The sequence below is a fragment of the Burkholderia sp. 9120 genome, assembly GCF_000745015.1.
GTDB lineage: Bacteria > Pseudomonadota > Gammaproteobacteria > Burkholderiales > Burkholderiaceae > Paraburkholderia.
On record NZ_JQNA01000002.1, the window covers coordinates 2679407 to 2696802 of the forward strand.

Here is a 17396-nt window from a genome sequence, read left to right on the forward strand (position 1 = left end):
CCCACGTGGAACACACTGGCCCGCTGTGCAGCTAGCGGGAGAACGGAGTGATCGACATGGCAATATTGAGCATCATCCGACGCTGGCATTATCGCGATCATGTCTCGCTACGCGAGATCGCCAAACGGCTTGGCGTTTCAAGAAACACCGTCAGGCGCTATATACGTGCCGGCACCGTAGTGCCCACCTATCCGGAACGGCAGAGCCCGAGCAAGCTCGACGGATTTGCGGCCAAGCTCGCCGGCTGGTTAAAGACGGAAGCAAACCGGCCGCGCAAACAGCGCAGAACCCTCAAGCAGATTTACGCTGACCTCACCGTGTTGGGATTCACAGGGTCCTACGACCGGGTCGCCGCCTTTGCGCGCCGCTGGCGACAGGAGCAGCAGGAGCAGGCAAGGAGCGCAGCACGTGGCACCTTTGTGCCGCTGACCTTTGCACCCGGAGAAGCATTCCAGTTCGACTGGAGCGAGGACTGGGCCGTGATCAACGGCGAGCGCACCAAGTTGCAGGTTGCGCAGTTCAAGCTCAGTCACAGCCGGGCGTTCTTCCTGAGGGCCTATCTGCTGCAAACCCACGAGATGCTGTTCGACGCTCACTACCACGCGTTCGTGGCGTGGGGCGGCATTCCGCGCCGTGGCATATATGACAACATGAAGACCGCTGTCGACAAGGTTCGTCGTGGCAAGCTGCGGGACGTCAACGCGCGCTTCAGCGCCATGGTCAGTCACTATCTGTTTGACGCCGAATTCTGCAATCCGGCCTCAGGCTGGGAGAAGGGGCAGATCGAGAAGAACGTTCAGGACAGCCGTCACCGGCTGTGGCAACGCGTGCCGGCGTTCGGTTCGCTCTCTGCATTAAACGACTGGCTGGCCGACCAGTGTGTCCTGCTCTGGCAGCAGACGCAGCACCCTGAGCAGGACACAACGATCTGGGACGCGTGGTCGGTCGAGCGACCCCATCTGATGCCGGTCGGCCAGGCATTCGACGGCTTTGTCGAGCACACCAAACTCGTCTCGCCCACGTGTCTGGTGAGTTTCGACCGCAACCGGTATAGCGTGCCGGCGGCATTTGCGAACCGGCCCATCAGCCTGCACGTCTACGCGGCCCAGCTCGTCTTCGTCGCCGAAGGGCAGGTCATCGCGGAGCACGTCCGGCGTATCAACCGCAGCCATGATCGCGGAGAAACCATCTACGACTGGCGTCATTACCTCGCAGTCCTGCAGCGCAAGCCTGGAGCATTGCGCAACGGCGCGCCGTTCGCAGAGTTTCCTGCCGCCTTCAAGCGGCTGCAGACAATCCTGCTGAAGCACGCCGGTGGCGACCGGGAGATGGTCGAGATACTGGCGCTGGTGCTGCTGCACGACGAACAGGCCGTACTCACCGCCGTCGAGCTGGCACTTGAGGCCGGTGCGCCCTCAAAGCAAACGGTGATGAACGTCCTGAGCCGGCTGCTTGACGGGGCTCCCGTGCCTCCGCTGCAGACGCCCCAGGCCTTCGCCCTGCGCGTCGAGCCGCAAGCCAACGTCGGCCGTTATGACGACCTGAGAGGCCGGGAGGATCATCATGCAGCCTGACGCCATGATGGAAATGCTCAAGTCACTGAAGCTGCACGGCATGGCCCAGGCGCTTGGCGAGCTGGCCGCGCAGGATTCCCCCGCGTACAAGTCGGCATCGCTAGTTCTGGCAGGTCTGCTCAAGGCGGAGATGGCGGCCCGTGAGGTACGTTCACTGGCCTATCAGATGAAGGTCGCCCGCTTCCCGGCGTATCGGGATCTCAACGGCTTTGACTTCGGTTGCAGCGATGTCAACGAAGCAACCGTGCGTCAGTTGCATCGGTGTGAGTTCATGACATCGGCACACAACGTCGTGCTGGTCGGCGGACCGGGCACGGGCAAAACGCATCTGGCGACGGCGATTGGCGTGCAGGCGATCGAACATGATCGAAGCCGCGTGCGTTTCTTCTCCACCATTGAACTCGTCAATGCGCTTGAGCAGGAGAAGCTGACTGGAAAGCCTGGGCAACTGGCTGTGCGTCTAATGTACGCCGACCTCGTCATCCTCGACGAACTGGGTTATCTGCCGTTCAGCCAGACCGGGGGCGCCTTGCTCTTCCATCTACTGAGCAAACTCTACGAGCGCACGAGCGTCGTCATCACAACCAATCTGAGCTTCTCTGAGTGGGCCAACGTCTTCGGCGACGCGAAGATGACCACGGCGCTGCTCGACCGGCTCACACACCACTGCCACATTGTAGAAACCGGCAACGATAGCTATCGTTTCAGGAACAGCACGACACAGCCTGAAAAGGAGAGAAAACGAACCCCGAAACACCCAACCTGAACCCCAAAACTGGATCAAAGGGTGGGTCAGTATTCGATGCAAATCCTGGGTCCGGATTCAGTGCAAATCAACAGCGGGGTGATGTTCTGCGCGGCAGGGGGTGTCGTTGCCGGTGGATTCTGCGGCTGGGCGTTGCCATTCGTCGGCTGCGGGAGTATCGGCGGGAGAACGAGCCGATGGCGCACCAGCGTAAATCCCTTCGAGTAGCCCGCCTTGATTCCGTCCGGGTAAGCGACTTCCTGGAGCTTTTCATCCAGACGGAACGCGACGACCTCGCCGTCCGCGATGCATTTCACGCCGCCATCCTGCTGGAACTTGCCAGCGGTCTGCGCGCCGAAATGAATGCCGCCATGCCAGAGGCCATTGGCGCCGAGCGGATAGAAACCGTCCTCGGCCACCGCGAGCGCCTGGAGATAATCCTCGGGCGCGAGCGTGATGTTTGTGGTCTTCAGAGGAAAGGGATACGCCCAACTCTCGACTTTCGACGGCTGTTCCTGTTGTTGCGCCACACGCTATCCTTTGTTCAAGTTGCTGTTGCAGACTGTGTCGGCCACTGTCGCCGTTACCCGGAAAAATCCACCGCGCGGCGCGGCACGCTGTCGTTCCACGACGGAAACTTTTCATCGATCCGGGTCGGGCCGTTGAAGCTGTGCTGCGCACCCTTCACGTCGATTTTTCCTGGAGCGTGAATCTCGATGTTGCCGTCCTTGATACGGATATAAGCGCCCCCTGAGGTCAACAGGATTTCGCCCTTGGCGATGGCCTGAATCTGCTCGGTCGCTGAAACGAGCTTGACGCTCTTTTGTGCGGTGAGCTCGACGTTATCGTTGTGCGCCTGGATCTCCACCTTTCCTTTGGCGGCGAACAGTTTCATTCCGGCATTCTGGACGAAGAGGCTTAGTTTCTGGGTGACGCTCGCAATCAACGATTTGCCAGTTGCGATGTGGGTGCTCTGTCCGCTCACGAGGTTGGTCTGTACATCGCTGACGATGTGCACGGACTGCTGCGTGGACATGGCGATACCAGAGGGGCTACCGAACAGCATGACGGGTTCCTTGAACCCATTCGCGTTCCCGGTACCACCGCCCGCCGTGTTTCCCCCTGACGATGAGCCAGACACGCTGTTCTGTGTCGCGTCCGTGTATGACTTCAGCGAGTCATAGCCATCCTTGAGACTTTCTGCCTGATGCGTCGTGCTGGCGTTCGACATTGCTTCCAGCACGCTTTCCGAATTCACTAACTGCGAGGTCGCTTGCCGTGCATCCAGCGGCTGGCTGGTCGCCGGATAGGTGGTGACATACAAGCCTTGGCCCGCACGCACTGCACCGTAAGCGTCGGACTTCAGGTCAAAGCCACTCCCCAGATAGCTGCCTCGGTTGTTCCCGGCCTGATCAATCAGGTAACCCAGATGCAGATGTGCGTTCGTGCTCGTTGAAAAAAGCTGAACACGGTTCTGGCCCGTCGAGTCGTCCATCACCATCTGGTTGTAGCCGCTGCCCTGATATTCCTTGGACTTGTAGCCGGATAGCAGACCGTTGGAATGCCAGTGAGGTTGCGTTGCGCCGTTGTAAACCCGGCCCGTTACAAGAGGTCTATCGCAATCGCCGTCTACCCAGTTGATCAGCACTTCTTCGCCGATTCTCGGGACATGTACACCGCCATACCCACCACCGGTATCAGACATGGCGACACGAACCCAGCACGACGCTTTTTCGTCACCCTCGTTGAGGCGATCCCAGTGAAAACGCACCTTGATGCGATTCAGCGGATCGGTATAGACCTCCGCATTTGCAGGGCCGACGACAATCGCGGTCTGCAAATGCATCTTCGGTTTGTGATGGGTAAATGGGCTGCGAAACGGAACAATCTTGCGCTGAGCTTCGATCTCAACGAGAAAGAATCCTTCGCTGCCATCCGCATGCGCGACCTTCAGGCCGTGATGGTTAGCTTTCGCAGCAGCGAGCTCGCTCTTAAGGCTGTGCGGGAAATCGGTCGCCTGACTGGACACTGGCAGGTTGTTCTCGATGAACCAGGCGGTTTCGATAATCGCAAACTGGCGGTTTTGCTGGCTATCTGGCGCATGGCCGGGATGATCGTCAAGCTGAAACCAGTATCCCGCATCCGCACCCCGCACACCACCCGAGCCATAGAACCGTTTTGCCCGCGATTCCCATTCTTCCACGCGGATTTTTGACAGTGCGTCGCCCCGGTCCTGCGTCCCATAGGTGTAGGCTCCGGTGTATTCATACACCTCAGCCTGCTCAGGCAGATTCCCCTGCGTAGGAAGCGTTGGAATGCTTGTGCCCTTGGCAAAGGTGGGGGAAGCGGGTGCCTTGTAATCGAAGGTGCGGGTCGTGAGTGTCGTGCTTTGCAGTGTTCGCGTGCCCGACCACTGAACCAGCGCATCGGTTTCGCTGTTCGTGCCGGCGCGATAAAACTGAACTGTCTGCGGTGAAAGAGGCTGGAACGTGTCGAGGCTGTCCGTAACGATGAGCGTATGGGACTTGCCATCGCTCGCCTGCTCGAAGTAGCCGAATAGCCCCTCGTTTTCCATCAAACGGTGGACGAAATTCCAGTCGTCCTCGTATTGCATGCAGAACGACCGCGAGGGCAACGGCTTGCTCAATGCAAAGCGAAATGCACCCTGGGCTTGCGGGTGCATGTTGAAGACATCAGTCAGGATTTCGTCGGCGGGCTTGTCCTGCCAGATTCGAGCATCCTTGCGAAAACGCAGGAAATGCATCCATGACGCATAACCGATCTGATAACTCGTGAGCGCGCTGTCCGACCCAAGACGCCGCGCGGTGTGCACATAACCGTGATGCGGCAGATAGGACCTGTCTGTCTGCTGGACCCAAAGCGTCACCGGCTGGGCGATCAGCTTCTTGAGTTCGATCGTGCCGGAGGTGGACACGACATCAGCCGTAAATTCGTAGTGGCGGCCGATTCGTGAATAACCGGTGACCCGCTGGGGCAGCAGGACGTTACCTCCCAAGGGACTATCCAGCTTAAGCAGGCGATCACTCTGGACGAGTCCGCCAGTGAGTGCCCCGATTATGTCTTGCGCTCCCATACCGCCTCTATTCTGTTCCGATTGACCGAGCAACCGCTTCACGCGCGATTTTACGAAACTTCACACGAATCGGCCAGCTATTCAATGTCAGTAAGTGTGAGGCGGCATGAATTTTTTGGCTAACCAATGCGAGCGGCATATCTGTAAATTCTGTCAAATAACGTTTCGGATATTTCTTTCAGATTGCGAAATGGATTGCGATGCCCGGCTTTGAGGGCAACAACCAGATAGCCCAATCCATAAGCCATGCAGCAGGCAGAGTGTGACGAGCGTGGTGCGATGGGCTCAGATTGACCCGTTGCCGTCCTTCTACACTCTCAAAATCGGCCATTCGTTTATAGCCGGAAGTCGGCTCTATAAGCGAAGTATAGGCTTGTCCAGCGAATCCCGTCTGTATGCGGGTGCCACGCGGGCTTCGATCTCGTTGATATCCAAACAGCGGAAACTCATATTCAGTTATCGTTCGACAGGAAGGGTCACCAATCGACACTGCACGTCCGAGAGATACATGAAAAACATCGTTGTTTTCATTGATGGAACCTGGAATGACGAATCTGTTTCCGACGAGCTGACCAACGTCTACAAGTTGTTTTCGCTCTGCATACACGATGCGAATCAGAAGGTTGCGTACATTCGAGGCGTTGGAACCGGAAAGAAGGTAGAAAATGTTGGCCCTCTCGGTCGGATGAAGCTTCCGGCAGTTCTTCGAATACCTGTCCGACGCGCTCGGAACGCGGTGGATGCTCTCTTAGGCGGCACGCTCGGCGAAGGAGCTACCGAGCGTATCAAGGAAGCTTACACCTTCATCTCGCAACACTACGATCAAGGCGATCAAGTCTTCCTTTTCGGTTTCAGTCGCGGCGCATTCATTGCCCGTGCTCTCGCAGGTTTCATTGATCAGGTTGGCGTGCTTCTGCGCAACGTAGCTCTGAGCAAACGACGTCACTACAGGGTTGAAGAGGCGTTTGAGATTTACTGGGCGGATCCCAGTCCCAGCCGCCTACGTTGGTTTCTGAGGAAGGTGACTGGACACGTGGTACTGGGAGAGAGGTTCCGGTTGCCGATTCACTTCCTGGGGCAGTGGGACGCGGTGGAGGCCCTGACGCTTCACGGCTACAGTTCCAAAATTGAGCGCCAGTTGCTCAAGATAGCGAATCGAGAGCGTGAACGGCCTGTTCCGCAGACTCTGTCGAGAACGCGACATGCACTCGCACTGCATGAACTCCGAAGCCTTTTTCTACCATTGCTTTGGAAGGTCGACGTCACGTCTGACAGTCAGCCAAATCTCGAACAACGATGGTTTGCAGGAGCGCACGCCGATGTGGGCGGAGGTTATGCCAACAGTTCGCTATCCGACGTATCGCTGCGATGGATGTACGAAGAATCTAAGGCGGCCGGCCTTCGCCTCGTGACTTTCTCGGGAAGTCGATATGACAAGAGTTACAAGTCGACGACTCTCCCTTATAACGTCATCAGTGGAAAGTACAAATTTTCCAGGATTGCCATCAGAGGCGAGATTGCCACCAACAGACGTCATTCACTTTTTGAATCGATCGACGGAAGCGCGATTCGTAGACTGTTTTCCGAAGATCTGAGTTACAGGACGAATCGGCCGATTCCAGCCGCAACTGCTCTTGCCCAGATTGATGAGCTTACCTTGAGAATACATAGTGGTTTCGAGTTCTGGCGCAGAAACGAAGGCAGCACTCCTTTATGGAGCTTTTGGCTACCAGGCTCGCTAGCCGACACTCCGTTCCTCGAGTTCGGAGACAGAATGCGAAGCTTCATCAAGGGAGATATTGCACTGACCGACGCCGAAATTCGCAACTCCTTGGTGCTCGCGCTGGACGTGGCTGGCAACTTTGCTTTCGACCTCCGAGATTTTGCAGAAATGGCGGTCGCCAAAGTTCGGAGCACAATGCCGACCCCTGCGGAGCGGGCCTCGTCAATGACGCGAATTCGAAGACTCTACGATGCGGCCGACTCTTTGAGCGGCACCCACCCAAGCATGGCGCGGATTCAGATCCTGGTTCTTGCTTTGACTTTGGAGCCAAGGTTTGCATAAGGCCCCTTGTATCGCAACAATCCGCCCGACGGCGAAATCGGAGAGATCTGAAATAATAGAACGCGAGAGCAGTTAACATCTCAATCACGCGAAAGCAATGTAAATGGAAATTAATAGTATGTCGATCGATGTCGACAACCTAACCGACAACCATCTCCGCGCGATAGCGCAAACACCAGGGCCGTCTGGCCGGCGGCTGGCAATGTCCACTGACTCACCGCGACGTGTAGCCTGCAGAGCAACTGTTTCGGTAGGTCATGACGGACATTCCTCGACCCGATTAGGTCAGCCGCTATGCCGCAAAGCAGCGTTGGCCGCTACAGAATGGTGAGTATCCGTGTCAGGGGCGCTGAAGCCATCAAGTCATCGGGAATAGTCTTCAGTATACGGCGTCAAGCACCATGGCCGGTCAGCGACAACTATCGTGGCAGGTCAACGGGTGTAGTTTTCGCTGGTTAATCGGTCATAGTTGTCGTTCCTCCTTCGCTATTGTCGTCGGGTAATTGACGTCGGCGGGCACTCTGCTTGTCGCTGGCCTTACGACGGCGATAGCTTTCGACGTTGAGCCCGAAGATCGTCGAGTGATGCACAAGCCGGTCGATGGCGGCGATCGTCATGCCCGGGTCAGGGAGCACATCGTTCCAGCCCGAGAAGGGCTGGTTGGCCGTAATCAGAAGGTTTTTGCGCTCATATCTCTCCGCGATCAGTTCGAACAGCACGCTGGTTTCGTGCCTGGTCCTTGCGCGCGTATGACAGGTCATCAAGGATGATGAGATCGAAGCGATCGAGCTTCGCGAGCGTGGATGGCAGTTGCAGGCTCTGGCGAGCGGTCTGGAGCTTCTGGACGAGTTCAGCGGTGCGCGTGAATAGCACGCGGTAGCCGGCGTCAATCAGCGCATGGCCGATGGCTGAGCCTAAATGACTCTTGCCGCCGCCCGTCGGGCCGAACAGGAGAATTGTGGCGCCTTTCTCCAGCCAGAATTCTCCTGTGTCCAGCGCCGTGACATGCGCCTTCGAGACCATCGGCACCATGCCGAAGTCGAAGGTAGCAAGCGTCTTGGTCGAGTCCAGACGCGACTCGGTAGGGTGCCGCGCGATGCGTCGCGTCGCGAATGGTGTGTCTCAAGGCACAACGGTCAGCGAAGTCGATTTGTAAATAACAAGTAGCTCAATGCCATCCCTGCCTGTAGTGCCTGCGGCTTGCCGTAGGCGGTCACGGTTTGCGATTTGAGTGCGACCGTGATCCGGTAGAACGTGCCATTGGGGTCGGCGGGACCACCGCTCGTCATGAGTTCCGCGCTGGACAGCGCAGTGCGCGCGATCGATACGACGGTGGCCGCGTATTGCCCGAACTTCTGATACGGGTACGCCTGGTAGCGGATCAGCACCGGATCGCCGACGTGAACGAAGCCCACTGCGGCACTCTGCACGAACAGGTATGCCTGCCAGTGTGCGCCATCGGGAACGATGCTCGCGAGCGGGTGGGTCGTATCGACCATCTGCCCCGGTTCAGCGATCACGGCAGTCGCAGTGCCGGTTTCGGATGCGGTGATCGCGAGTTCGCGCCTGGCCTCGCTCTCGATCAGGCTCTGATCGACTTCCATCACGCTGCGGCTGATCTGTGACACCTGGTTCTGCTGTTTGAGCGTGAGTCCGGCAAGTTCGTTGGTGGCTTCCTTCAGCGACTGTGCCCTGCTGGTGCGGTCCCCCAGCAGGGCATTGAGCTTCGATTGCTGGTCGAGCAGATCGGCCTCGCGCTGTTGGGCCTGGTCCGTCGAAATGTAGTCCTTTGCGAGCAGACCCGCATAGCGCGAGGCTGCATCAGCGGCAAGCGACGCACGCGTGCGCTGCGCCGTGATCTGGTTGTCGATGCCGGCGAGTTCTGCACGCAGGCTCGCGATCTTCGCCTGCAACGTGTCACGCTCGTCGCTTTGCAACTGCCGGATCTTGCTGATTTCCTGCTGCAACGATGCCTTGCGCTGGCGGGCCTGATCGATGAGCGCGGCCTGCGTCTGGCCCTCGACCGCGCTTTGCACGTCATCCGACACGGTGTACAGCACCTGCCCGCGTGTCACTCGCTGGCCCTCGGTCACGCGTCTGTTCAATACGATGCCGCCCTGCTGCGCGTAGATTTTGACAAGACCAGCATCGGGCGTCAGCACGCCTTCCACAGTTGTGCGTCGCGTGTAGGTGCCGAAGGCGAACAGCAGAATTACGGCGAATGCCATGCAGGCGCTGAAGGCCGTCAGGAATGAAAAAGACAGCGGCTGAACCAGGATTACTTCCCCGAGTAGCTGTGTTCCCTGTGCGTTTTGCGCTTCGCGCCGGAACAAATCATTTTTGGAATTAATTTTTATAAAATGAAACTGAAGGATATTAGCTTTCTGAAATATTCCCTAGGAATAGGCTGGGGCGTTGTCAGAAATCGTTTAAGTGTGTCTGGAGCGTGTTAAGCACACTTATCCGACACTCCGAAAATAGCTTGGGTCGAACAATCGGCCGCGTGTTCCGAGTGAAAGCGATTCTGAGGTATACAAACCGGGAATAACTCAAAGCGTTCCCGAAACTGGATATTTGGCCGCGAAACGATTTAGCAAACGTTTGCGTGGCCAAGCTAACGAGCTGACCTGTCAAAGTCAAGAAAGAACGAAAAACAGGCCCGCTTGATGACAACCCTGGCGCTCGCCTAGCCGCCGCCGCCAATTTTCTTCATCCCGCCTACCACGCCACCGGTAATCATTCCGCCGATGCCTGAGTGCGCCCAATTGAGGCCCGAATACGCACCGGTTAGCGCGCCAGTAATGCCGCCGTAAAACGCGCCTGACGCGATGGCGTACACGATGCCGCTCACGCCACCAGCATCCTGATTCGGCTGGTCCTGCTGCTCCATTCCTCCTGATACCACTGCAATTTCGCTGGCCGTCAATTCATGAATCGAGGGACAAAAACCAATATTTACATGATCAATCATCACCTTTCTTCCTTCCATTTTCGAAGTTAAAGAAAATCTCAGCTAACAGGACAGATGAGGCGCCAACGAGAACATCTTTCCATACAGAGCCATTTAAAATTTCAATTTTTCCGAGGATGACGGCCATTGCGATCCCAATCAGAAAAATAAGTACGCATTTTGCCAAAATATCCGTAATGGATGTTTTCATGAAAAGTCCGTGTATCACAGCGACAGAATCTTAGATTCTTAACATTTACCTCGTAAGTATGTCTAGTAAACGTATTTGAACGCTGTTAATTTCTCGGCGTTGCCTCACGCTGAGGTAGTTGATGAAGTGCGCCATCGTCCTGAGCAAACTCGAGGAGACGACCTTGATGCATTTATTCTTCAAGCGCATCAATATTCAACACACTTTATATGCAGTCACAGTTTGAAACAAGATGTAACGAATACAGTCAAAATAGTTGGGAGATTGAAATTATTCTCATCTATGTCCGTATTAATTGTGTAATGGTTGTGAAAATAAAGATATGCACATAGCATTGCAAAAACCAAACCCGATCGTCGCGGATGTGTATAACAATCAGCAGGTTATTGGCATCTCAAATTTACCCTCCAAAATACTTTCTATTTGTAATTTTTTAAAAATATCTTGCATTTAGCTTTTTATTCTAATTTTGCCCTTGACGCAGGATTGTTACCATTACCAGCGATGGGCTTGATTGCATCGATGCTAGGAGGATCAGTGAGATACGTATCTTTGCGAAGTGTGTCGTGCGGTAGGGAGCAACGGACAATCGATGCCTACATCGCCTGAAGCTCTAAAACTCAGTCCCCTCCGCGCCTGCGGGCTTCTCTTGTGGGGCGGGTTTTCATGTAGCGGGCCATCTAGGCGGGAAACCCGCACGGGGTGGGTTCGCCAGCGTTTGACGACATCAGAAAGCGTTGCAGTTTGATGCAAGATGACGCACTTTGATGCGCGTGTAGAGTCACAGGCAGGCGTAGCTAAAGTACACCTTGAACAGCACTGAGTGATCTTGATTAGCCTTGGTTTTGCAATTTGTAATTTGCAATTTGCGTGAGGCATTGATTCAGCAAGGAATTTGTTGCGTAGATAAAACTGCCGAAAGCAGGGGTTGCTGGTTCGACCCCAGCCGGGCGCACCAATAGCCGTAAGGCTTCCAGCGGTTTTTCCGTCTCTCCGTCTCCGTCGCTGCAGCTAGATTGCAGCTAGCATCGATTCGGACGGTGCCGTCAGCGGCGCCACCCAGCGCGCCAGATGATCGGCCGACAAGTCGGCATACCGTCGCACCATTTCCAGCGTTTTCCATCCGCCCAGCTCCTTGAGTACCTGTGGGGGGCGTGTCGCGTATCACCGACTGCCTTTCTCGCCTTCAAGCTGCAGAAACTGGACGCTCAGGTGAGTTACGGATACGTGCTGCTGCAGAGAAAGTACTCGAAGGAAATCTCGTACCAGGATCCGGGGAGAATCGGTCAGATCGATTGGGGACTCAATGTCCGCAACAAATGCACGACGGCGGATTGTCTGTCGAAAGCCGATTCGTTGCGCATCAACTATATAAAGACGAAGGTGTCCGACAGCTACCCGTCTTATCCGGAAGAAGAGAACGACTGAAGCGGACTTCTTCGAAGGAACTGACGGAAACAGACTGGCCGCCGCCCAGGGCGGCCTTTGTCACATTCTCGATCAGTTCACTTTTCAATTCACCGGTGCCGCACCCGCCGCCGCATCACTCGCCGCCCCATCCGCCTTAAAAACCGTCTTCCAGTCCCCCTTCATATCCACAACCAGCCAGCCCTTCGTCCCGGCTTCGTCCAGACCCTTATCGAGTTTGCCGCTCTTCGATGTGCGGTCGTACGCATACTCCCGCTCCGCATCCGTGTGATGCACAAGCGCAGCAAGCCGCGGCCCATCGCCGGCCGAAGTCCATTCCAGCATCGGCACGTCGCCATCCGAGTTGCCGAATGCAATCACCGGACGCCGCCCGATTACGCGATCAATCGCAAGCGGCTTGGCCGAACCGTCGACCAGACTGTCGACCTGCGCGAGACGGGTCAGCGAGACCGCGCCGTTGGTCTGCGTATAGCGGTATTTAACGGTGCTACCAATAACCTGCTCCGGCGGAATGCCATACACGCGCTGCGCCAGATCCCGCACGAATTCGACGTCGCTGCCGGTCACCAGATAAGTCTTGAAGCCGTTGGCGCGCAGATAGGCGAGCAATTCGAGCATGGGCTGATACGCGAGATCCGCATACAGCCGGTTGAAGCGCGGATCGCTCGCGGAATCGAACCATTCGTGCACGAGCGCGGCGAACTGGTCGCTGGTCATGCCGGCGTGGGCCGCCGCGAGGACGCGCATCGACCCGGTGTCGCCGCTCGCGGCTATGCTTTTCAGATTGCCTCTAAGAATCGAGCGAAACGGTTCCTGGCGCTTCCACTCCGGATGCTTGCCGGCCACCGTCTTCACGCGTTGCAGCGCGAACACCAGTTGCACCGACGCCGGTTGTTCGGGCCACAGGGTGCCGTCGTTATCGAACACGGCGATACGGTCTGCGCGCGGGATGAAGTCCTTGGACTCGGGCGTCGTCACCAGTTGGACGAAATCGACGATCGAGCGCTTGGCCGTGGTGTCGTTCCATGACGCCAGCGACGCCGCCGTCGATGCGCCGGCCGGCGCTTCGCTCACGTCATGACGTGGCGTGACGGAGCAGGCTGAAAGGACTACGACGGCGAAGGCAATGCAGTATCGGTGCATCGTGCGAATCATGAAAGCCTCATCGAAAGCGGTGATCGAACTTTAAGCGAGCGCCAGTCTAATCGTGTGCGTCGCTTATTGCAGCTTTTATGTTTTTTCGACGAAGCGGTTAGAGTCCGACCGGCGTCCAATAAAAAATGCCGGTTAAGAACTTGATCAGCGCGGGAAACCGGGCCGGGAGGGAGGCATTGAAAATGCGGAATGGATCGACACAAGGCGAAGCACGTCGTTGTGACGACCGCTTTATAGACTGCCCGAGGCTTCTTACAACCAGGCAGGACACGAGCCACATTGCGCTCGCGCTATTGAAAACGGGTAATGCGATCTGCACCCGCAGATCGCATTACCCGCCGGAACTCAGACCGCCGCTGCCTGTTTGATAAGCAACGCATGCCCATTCAGGTTATGAACGAACAGGCCGTTGTGCACGCTGGCCACAATCTCATTGATTGCCTGATTGGCGCCTTCGCAGCCGAATATCGCGTAGTCGTCGAATACCACCACGCCGTTCGTCTGCACGTTCGGCCAGATCGATTCGAAAGACTGTTTCACGGATTGGTAGGTGTCGACGTCGATGTGCGCGATGCAGACTTTCGCGGGCAGCGCGGCCAATGTGTCGTCCGGGAAAATGCCGCGATGAATATGGGCCTTGGCGCCGACTGTCGCGAAAAGATCGGTGACGATCCGTTCGTCGGTATCGGCGTGCTCGCCGCCGGAATAAAACGTGTCGAACCGGGCGTCCTGCTTGGCGACGCCGGTGAAGGTATCGAACAGGTGCGCCGCCTTCTCGGGCAACGCGCGCGCCATCAACGCCGCGGTGCCGCCACGCCAGACGCCGATTTCCACGATGTCGCCCGCCACGTTGCGGCACTGTTGAGCCAGTCGATAAAGCTCGTAGCAACGATAGATATCGACCATCGTGCAGGCTTTGGCGATTTCATAAACCGTTTTGAATCCTTCGTCGTCCAGCCAGGGCGAATAGGTCGCGAAAGGAATGATCTGTGAATGGCTGCAGCCCGCTTTGAGCGACTCGAAGCGGGTTTGTCTCATCCGATTGAGAAGGTCCTGTCGCTCGGTGCGTAGTACGCGCAGGAAATCCGGTGATGTCTTCTCCACGACTGTAACTCCCTAGGTAATGAGAAATTCGATCATGTCCACGTCCAGAACCGGAATTGCGTGCCGTCTTGCGACGTCCATTCGTTCTGGAAAATGGTTGTCGATAAAAATCGAAGTGGGTGTGATGTGATCGGCCTTCGACTCGTCCTCGCCGAGCACGATGATCCGGTCGAACAGACCCGCATCGATGCGCGCCTTGGCCAGCGTTTGCGCGACGTCGAAGCGGTGTCGGGTAATCAGATGGATCTTCTTGCCCGAGGCCACCGATTGGTAAAGAAACGCGATGGTCTGCGGCACGGCGAACCCGTCGAGAATCAGCGTGTCGTCGAGATCGACGCATACGGTGTCGTAGTCGAAGTCCAGCAACGCACGGGTCGCGATGCTGCGCTCGATCAACCTGACCTGCGAGTTGTCGAGCGTCGTCAGGTCGCGCCCCATGAAGTCCTGCACCGCCATCAGCGGCAGGTTGATGCCGCGGGCGCGCTGCGCCACCATGGTTCCCGCGACCCGGCATGAAATTTCGAGCAGTTTCCACTTGCCGTTGCGGTCGGCTTTGAGCTGGAAAAACCACGGGCCGCGCAGAGTCAGCCGTTCGTTGATGGTGCGGGCAATGGCGTCGATTTCCGGGCTCGGCGGCAACAACCGCGAGCGCATCGTAATCCCCGCCCTGACACGCTCGCGCGTTCGCGGACCGGTCCAGAGCAGCCGACGCTTCCGGTCGGTGAAACAGTCGACGGTGATTTCCTCGCCGGGCAGATATTCAACGAGGATCGGTTCCGCCGTATTGCGCAGCACGTCGCGCGCGTGCTCTTCAGTGCGAACCAGCGTGACGCCCTGGCCGCCTTGTCCGAGATCCGGCTTGACGATGGCGGGCCACGCGGTGACTTCTTCCACGCTGCGAAAAACCGCCGGCACCCACGCGGTGTCCGAGAACAGCTCGTAGGTCGCGCTCTTTCTACGGGCGACGGTGGCGGCATGTCGATCGCCGTTGACCAGGAAAACACCCATGTCTGCGGCGTGCTTCGACAGGTAATCGAGCACGGTGTCGTGCGTGGCGAACACCATGTCGATTTCGCACGCTGTCAGCAAGGCGGCGAATTCAGCGTCGAAATTGTCGTCGGTAATTTTGGGCAGGCCGCCCACGTATCGTGCGAAGCGAAACTGTCCAAAGTCGTCCACGCTGGAGGCGCCGATCAGTTCAACGTGCAGCGAGTAGCGCAGTGCCTGATGGATCTCGCCGGCGTTCTCCGAGCCACAGGGAAACACCAGCACTTTCACTTTCTTCGTCATGTCTTCAACATCCAATGGATATACCTGCAATGCACAGGTACGTCGGCGCACGCTTTCACGCGTGTGCGGGCCGGGTCCGTTCGCCTGGCGAGTCGCGCTCCGCCAGCTTCGCGGCCAGAAACCCGGCCATCTGTTCGATCTGATCGGGAGCGAGACGCTGATCGCACGGTATGAACAGCGTGCGCTTCGCCAACTCGCGCTCGAGGGGCGGCGCGCTGTCGTTTGTGGCGACTTCCGGCCAGTAGCCCGGCGTGTAGATGCGTTCGCCGAATAGCGTTTCGCGCAACCCGTCGGGCGCGCGGAACAACGGATAGCACAGCGGCACAGAGTCCGGATGACGCGCCAGCGCGGACGGGTTGTACGCGCGCAACCGGCTGTGCAGCAGGTCATAGTTGGCGCGGCGCCGGCGCTGCACCGATTCATAGTCGATGCCGCTCAGCATGTGCCGCGTGAGCGCCGACATGCGTTGCGGTTCCTGCCCGCTCAAGCTCTGTTCCGCTGCGGCGTAATCCGCGTAGCCGGTTTCGGCGTCGAAGGCGAGGCGCTTCAGAAGGTGCGCACTGCGATCCAGCGATCCCGTATCGATCTGCGTGGGCTCGCTGAGCGCGGCGCGCCCGATCAGATAACCCCCATCCGGCACACCGACGAATTTTCGCGGCGAGTACAGGTTGGCGAGACAGTCGCGCGGCATGGCGAACAAGGCTTGCGCGTTGTCGATCAGCACCCGTTCGGGGGGGAAGCGGCGCAGCACATCGTCCACCTGCGAATCGCAGAGTCCGAAGTAATTCACATAGAGCAGCCACTCGTCGGCGGCGACGTCCGCGGCTTGCACGTAAAAATCGCGGTCGATCGAATAGCGCTTGATCGCGACGCCGGCGGCATGCAGCGGCTCGATCGCGCTGTCGCAGATATACCAGGGCAGCCACACCGCGGCGGGGCGCTGCACTTGCAGCAAAGCAAGCAAGGCCGCACGCGATGATTGATAGCGCAACGCGTCCGCGTGTAATTCGGCCCCGTCATAGCGCAGCTCGAACTGCAGATACCCGCCGATCGCCGGGCGGTCCTCCGCCTGGCCGCTCATGCGGCCTCCCGCGCGCACAGCATGTCCTTGACCTGAGACGGGCCGTTGAACATCAGCACGTCGAGAATGGACAGCGCGGGAATGAACGGTGTGCCGCCCTGCGGATAGCTTCGCAAGTCCGGCTCGATGAACGCCAGTTCGATGCCGGCCGCCGTGAACGTGTCCGCACTGTAGAGCGCACGGCCGCCGGGCAGATTCACATAGGCGGTCGCGTGTTCGGCGCGGCAAATGTCGAGCACGCGCTCCACGCTTTTCAGTTGTGCGTTCGCGTAAATCGTCGACGACGGCACGAACTCCGTACGGATACCCACGTAGTCGCAGATGGCCGTGACACTGCGCGCCGCCAGCTCGCCGATATCGTGTGCCGGCGCCGACAGGATTCGCACAATCAGGTCGCTGACCGGCGCGTAGTAGGGCGCTCTCGCGTACGCGTGGCGAACCTGTTCGAGCGTCTTGCGCAGCCAGACGCCCGGCGGTTGCACCGCCACCTCGTTGATTTTCAGGCTCGGACTCGCGCCGGAAAGCGGCACGGTCAGATAGCGGATCTCGTCGCCGAGCGCAATCCGGTTACGGTTGATCCAACCGTTCTTGATGAAATTCACGTCGTCGTAGAAGACGAATCGATCGCTGGCCGCCGCGAGCTGAAAATACCCTATGTACGGAAACAGATAGGGCTGCATGATCGCGAGCTTCATGCTT

14 protein-coding genes and 2 pseudogenes are annotated in these 17396 nt (G+C 57.7%); 4 read left to right on the forward strand and 12 right to left on the reverse strand.

Annotated elements, in window-relative coordinates:
• Positions 1-56: 56 nt before the first annotated feature.
• On the forward strand, positions 57-1574 hold the full coding sequence (gene istA / locus FA94_RS20080) for an IS21 family transposase (RefSeq protein ID WP_156126484.1): 1518 nt from the start codon (positions 57-59) through the stop codon (positions 1572-1574).
• The gene (istB, locus tag FA94_RS20085) at positions 1564-2340 is read left to right on the forward strand and encodes an IS21-like element helper ATPase IstB (protein ID WP_035546074.1); all 777 of its coding nucleotides are present in this window, start codon (positions 1564-1566) and stop codon (positions 2338-2340) included. Before istA ends, istB (FA94_RS20085) begins: the two co-directional genes overlap by 11 nt.
• Positions 2341-2366: 26 nt before the next feature.
• On the opposite strand, the gene FA94_RS39915 is transcribed toward istB (FA94_RS20085), so the two are convergent.
• The gene (locus FA94_RS39915) at positions 2367-2849 is read right to left on the reverse strand and encodes a hypothetical protein (protein ID WP_035554402.1); all 483 of its coding nucleotides are present in this window, start codon (positions 2847-2849) and stop codon (positions 2367-2369) included.
• A 53-nt stretch (positions 2850-2902) separates the two neighbouring features.
• Entirely contained in the window at positions 2903-5413 is a 2511-nt protein-coding gene (locus FA94_RS20095) for a type VI secretion system Vgr family protein (RefSeq protein ID WP_081936013.1), read from the reverse strand.
• Between the two features lie 508 nt (positions 5414-5921).
• Between FA94_RS20095 and FA94_RS20100 the strand changes: the two genes are divergently transcribed.
• Positions 5922-7478, forward strand: a complete 1557-nt coding sequence (locus tag FA94_RS20100; protein ID WP_035554404.1) for a phospholipase effector Tle1 domain-containing protein — start codon at positions 5922-5924, stop codon at positions 7476-7478.
• Between the two features lie 455 nt (positions 7479-7933).
• Here FA94_RS20100 and istB (FA94_RS20105) read toward each other — a convergent pair.
• The 5 genes and pseudogenes from istB (FA94_RS20105) to FA94_RS39510 form a co-directional block, all read right to left on the reverse strand.
• Positions 7934-8582: pseudogene (istB, locus tag FA94_RS20105) on the reverse strand (IS21-like element helper ATPase IstB); the annotation flags it as partial.
• A 32-nt stretch (positions 8583-8614) separates the two neighbouring features.
• Positions 8615-9829 carry an HlyD family secretion protein gene (locus FA94_RS20110; protein WP_051980647.1) on the reverse strand — a complete coding sequence of 405 codons (1215 nt, stop codon included), beginning with the start codon at positions 9827-9829 and terminating at the stop codon, positions 8615-8617.
• Between the two features lie 335 nt (positions 9830-10164).
• Positions 10165-10449, reverse strand: a complete 285-nt coding sequence (locus tag FA94_RS20115) for a hypothetical protein (RefSeq protein ID WP_156126680.1) — start codon at positions 10447-10449, stop codon at positions 10165-10167.
• Complete coding sequence (locus FA94_RS38730; protein WP_156126681.1) at positions 10442-10639, reverse strand: hypothetical protein; 198 nt, start codon at positions 10637-10639, stop codon at positions 10442-10444. Before FA94_RS38730 ends, FA94_RS20115 begins: the two co-directional genes overlap by 8 nt.
• A gap of 1011 nt (positions 10640-11650) precedes the next feature.
• Positions 11651-11791, reverse strand: a pseudogene (locus FA94_RS39510) (tyrosine-type recombinase/integrase); the annotation flags it as partial.
• Positions 11792-11851: 60 nt separating this feature from the next.
• Here FA94_RS39510 and FA94_RS20120 point away from each other — a divergent pair.
• Complete coding sequence (locus tag FA94_RS20120) at positions 11852-12067, forward strand: hypothetical protein (RefSeq protein ID WP_035554408.1); 216 nt, start codon at positions 11852-11854, stop codon at positions 12065-12067.
• 84 nt (positions 12068-12151) lie between these two features.
• On the opposite strand, the gene FA94_RS20125 is transcribed toward FA94_RS20120, so the two are convergent.
• The 5 genes from FA94_RS20125 to FA94_RS20145 all read right to left on the reverse strand — a co-directional run bounded on the left by FA94_RS20125 (position 12152) and on the right by FA94_RS20145 (position 17392).
• The gene (locus tag FA94_RS20125) at positions 12152-13222 is read right to left on the reverse strand and encodes an HAD family hydrolase (protein WP_035554409.1); all 1071 of its coding nucleotides are present in this window, start codon (positions 13220-13222) and stop codon (positions 12152-12154) included.
• A 345-nt stretch (positions 13223-13567) separates the two neighbouring features.
• Positions 13568-14260: a TylF/MycF/NovP-related O-methyltransferase gene (locus FA94_RS20130; RefSeq protein ID WP_231584991.1), complete on the reverse strand. Its 693-nt coding sequence runs from the start codon at positions 14258-14260 to the stop codon at positions 13568-13570.
• Positions 14261-14338: 78 nt separating this feature from the next.
• Positions 14339-15616: an ATP-grasp domain-containing protein gene (locus tag FA94_RS20135; RefSeq protein WP_035554414.1), complete on the reverse strand. Its 1278-nt coding sequence runs from the start codon at positions 15614-15616 to the stop codon at positions 14339-14341.
• Between the two features lie 55 nt (positions 15617-15671).
• Positions 15672-16697: a hypothetical protein gene (locus FA94_RS20140; RefSeq protein ID WP_063771791.1), complete on the reverse strand. Its 1026-nt coding sequence runs from the start codon at positions 16695-16697 to the stop codon at positions 15672-15674.
• On the reverse strand, positions 16694-17392 hold the full coding sequence (locus FA94_RS20145) for a WbqC family protein (protein WP_035554416.1): 699 nt from the start codon (positions 17390-17392) through the stop codon (positions 16694-16696). Before FA94_RS20145 ends, FA94_RS20140 begins: the two co-directional genes overlap by 4 nt.
• Between the last annotated feature and the right edge of the window lie 4 nt (positions 17393-17396).

Excerpts from the sequence above, each read along its gene's own strand:
- istA (WP_156126484.1), top strand. The coding sequence starts at position 57 with ATGGCAATATTGAGCATCATCCGACGCTGGCATTATCGCGATCATGTC.
- istB (WP_035546074.1), top strand. The coding sequence starts at position 1,564 with ATGCAGCCTGACGCCATGATGGAAATGCTCAAGTCACTGAAGCTGCAC.
- FA94_RS20095 (WP_081936013.1), bottom strand. The coding sequence starts at position 5,413 with ATGGGAGCGCAAGACATAATCGGGGCACTCACTGGCGGACTCGTCCAG.
- FA94_RS20100 (WP_035554404.1), top strand. The coding sequence starts at position 5,922 with ATGAAAAACATCGTTGTTTTCATTGATGGAACCTGGAATGACGAATCT.
- FA94_RS20115 (WP_156126680.1), bottom strand. The coding sequence starts at position 10,449 with ATGATTGATCATGTAAATATTGGTTTTTGTCCCTCGATTCATGAATTG.
- FA94_RS38730 (WP_156126681.1), bottom strand. The coding sequence starts at position 10,639 with ATGAAAACATCCATTACGGATATTTTGGCAAAATGCGTACTTATTTTT.
- FA94_RS20125 (WP_035554409.1), bottom strand. The coding sequence starts at position 13,222 with ATGATTCGCACGATGCACCGATACTGCATTGCCTTCGCCGTCGTAGTC.
- FA94_RS20130 (WP_231584991.1), bottom strand. The coding sequence starts at position 14,260 with ATGAGACAAACCCGCTTCGAGTCGCTCAAAGCGGGCTGCAGCCATTCA.
- FA94_RS20135 (WP_035554414.1), bottom strand. The coding sequence starts at position 15,616 with ATGACGAAGAAAGTGAAAGTGCTGGTGTTTCCCTGTGGCTCGGAGAAC.
- FA94_RS20140 (WP_063771791.1), bottom strand. The coding sequence starts at position 16,697 with ATGAGCGGCCAGGCGGAGGACCGCCCGGCGATCGGCGGGTATCTGCAG.
- FA94_RS20145 (WP_035554416.1), bottom strand. The coding sequence starts at position 17,392 with ATGAAGCTCGCGATCATGCAGCCCTATCTGTTTCCGTACATAGGGTAT.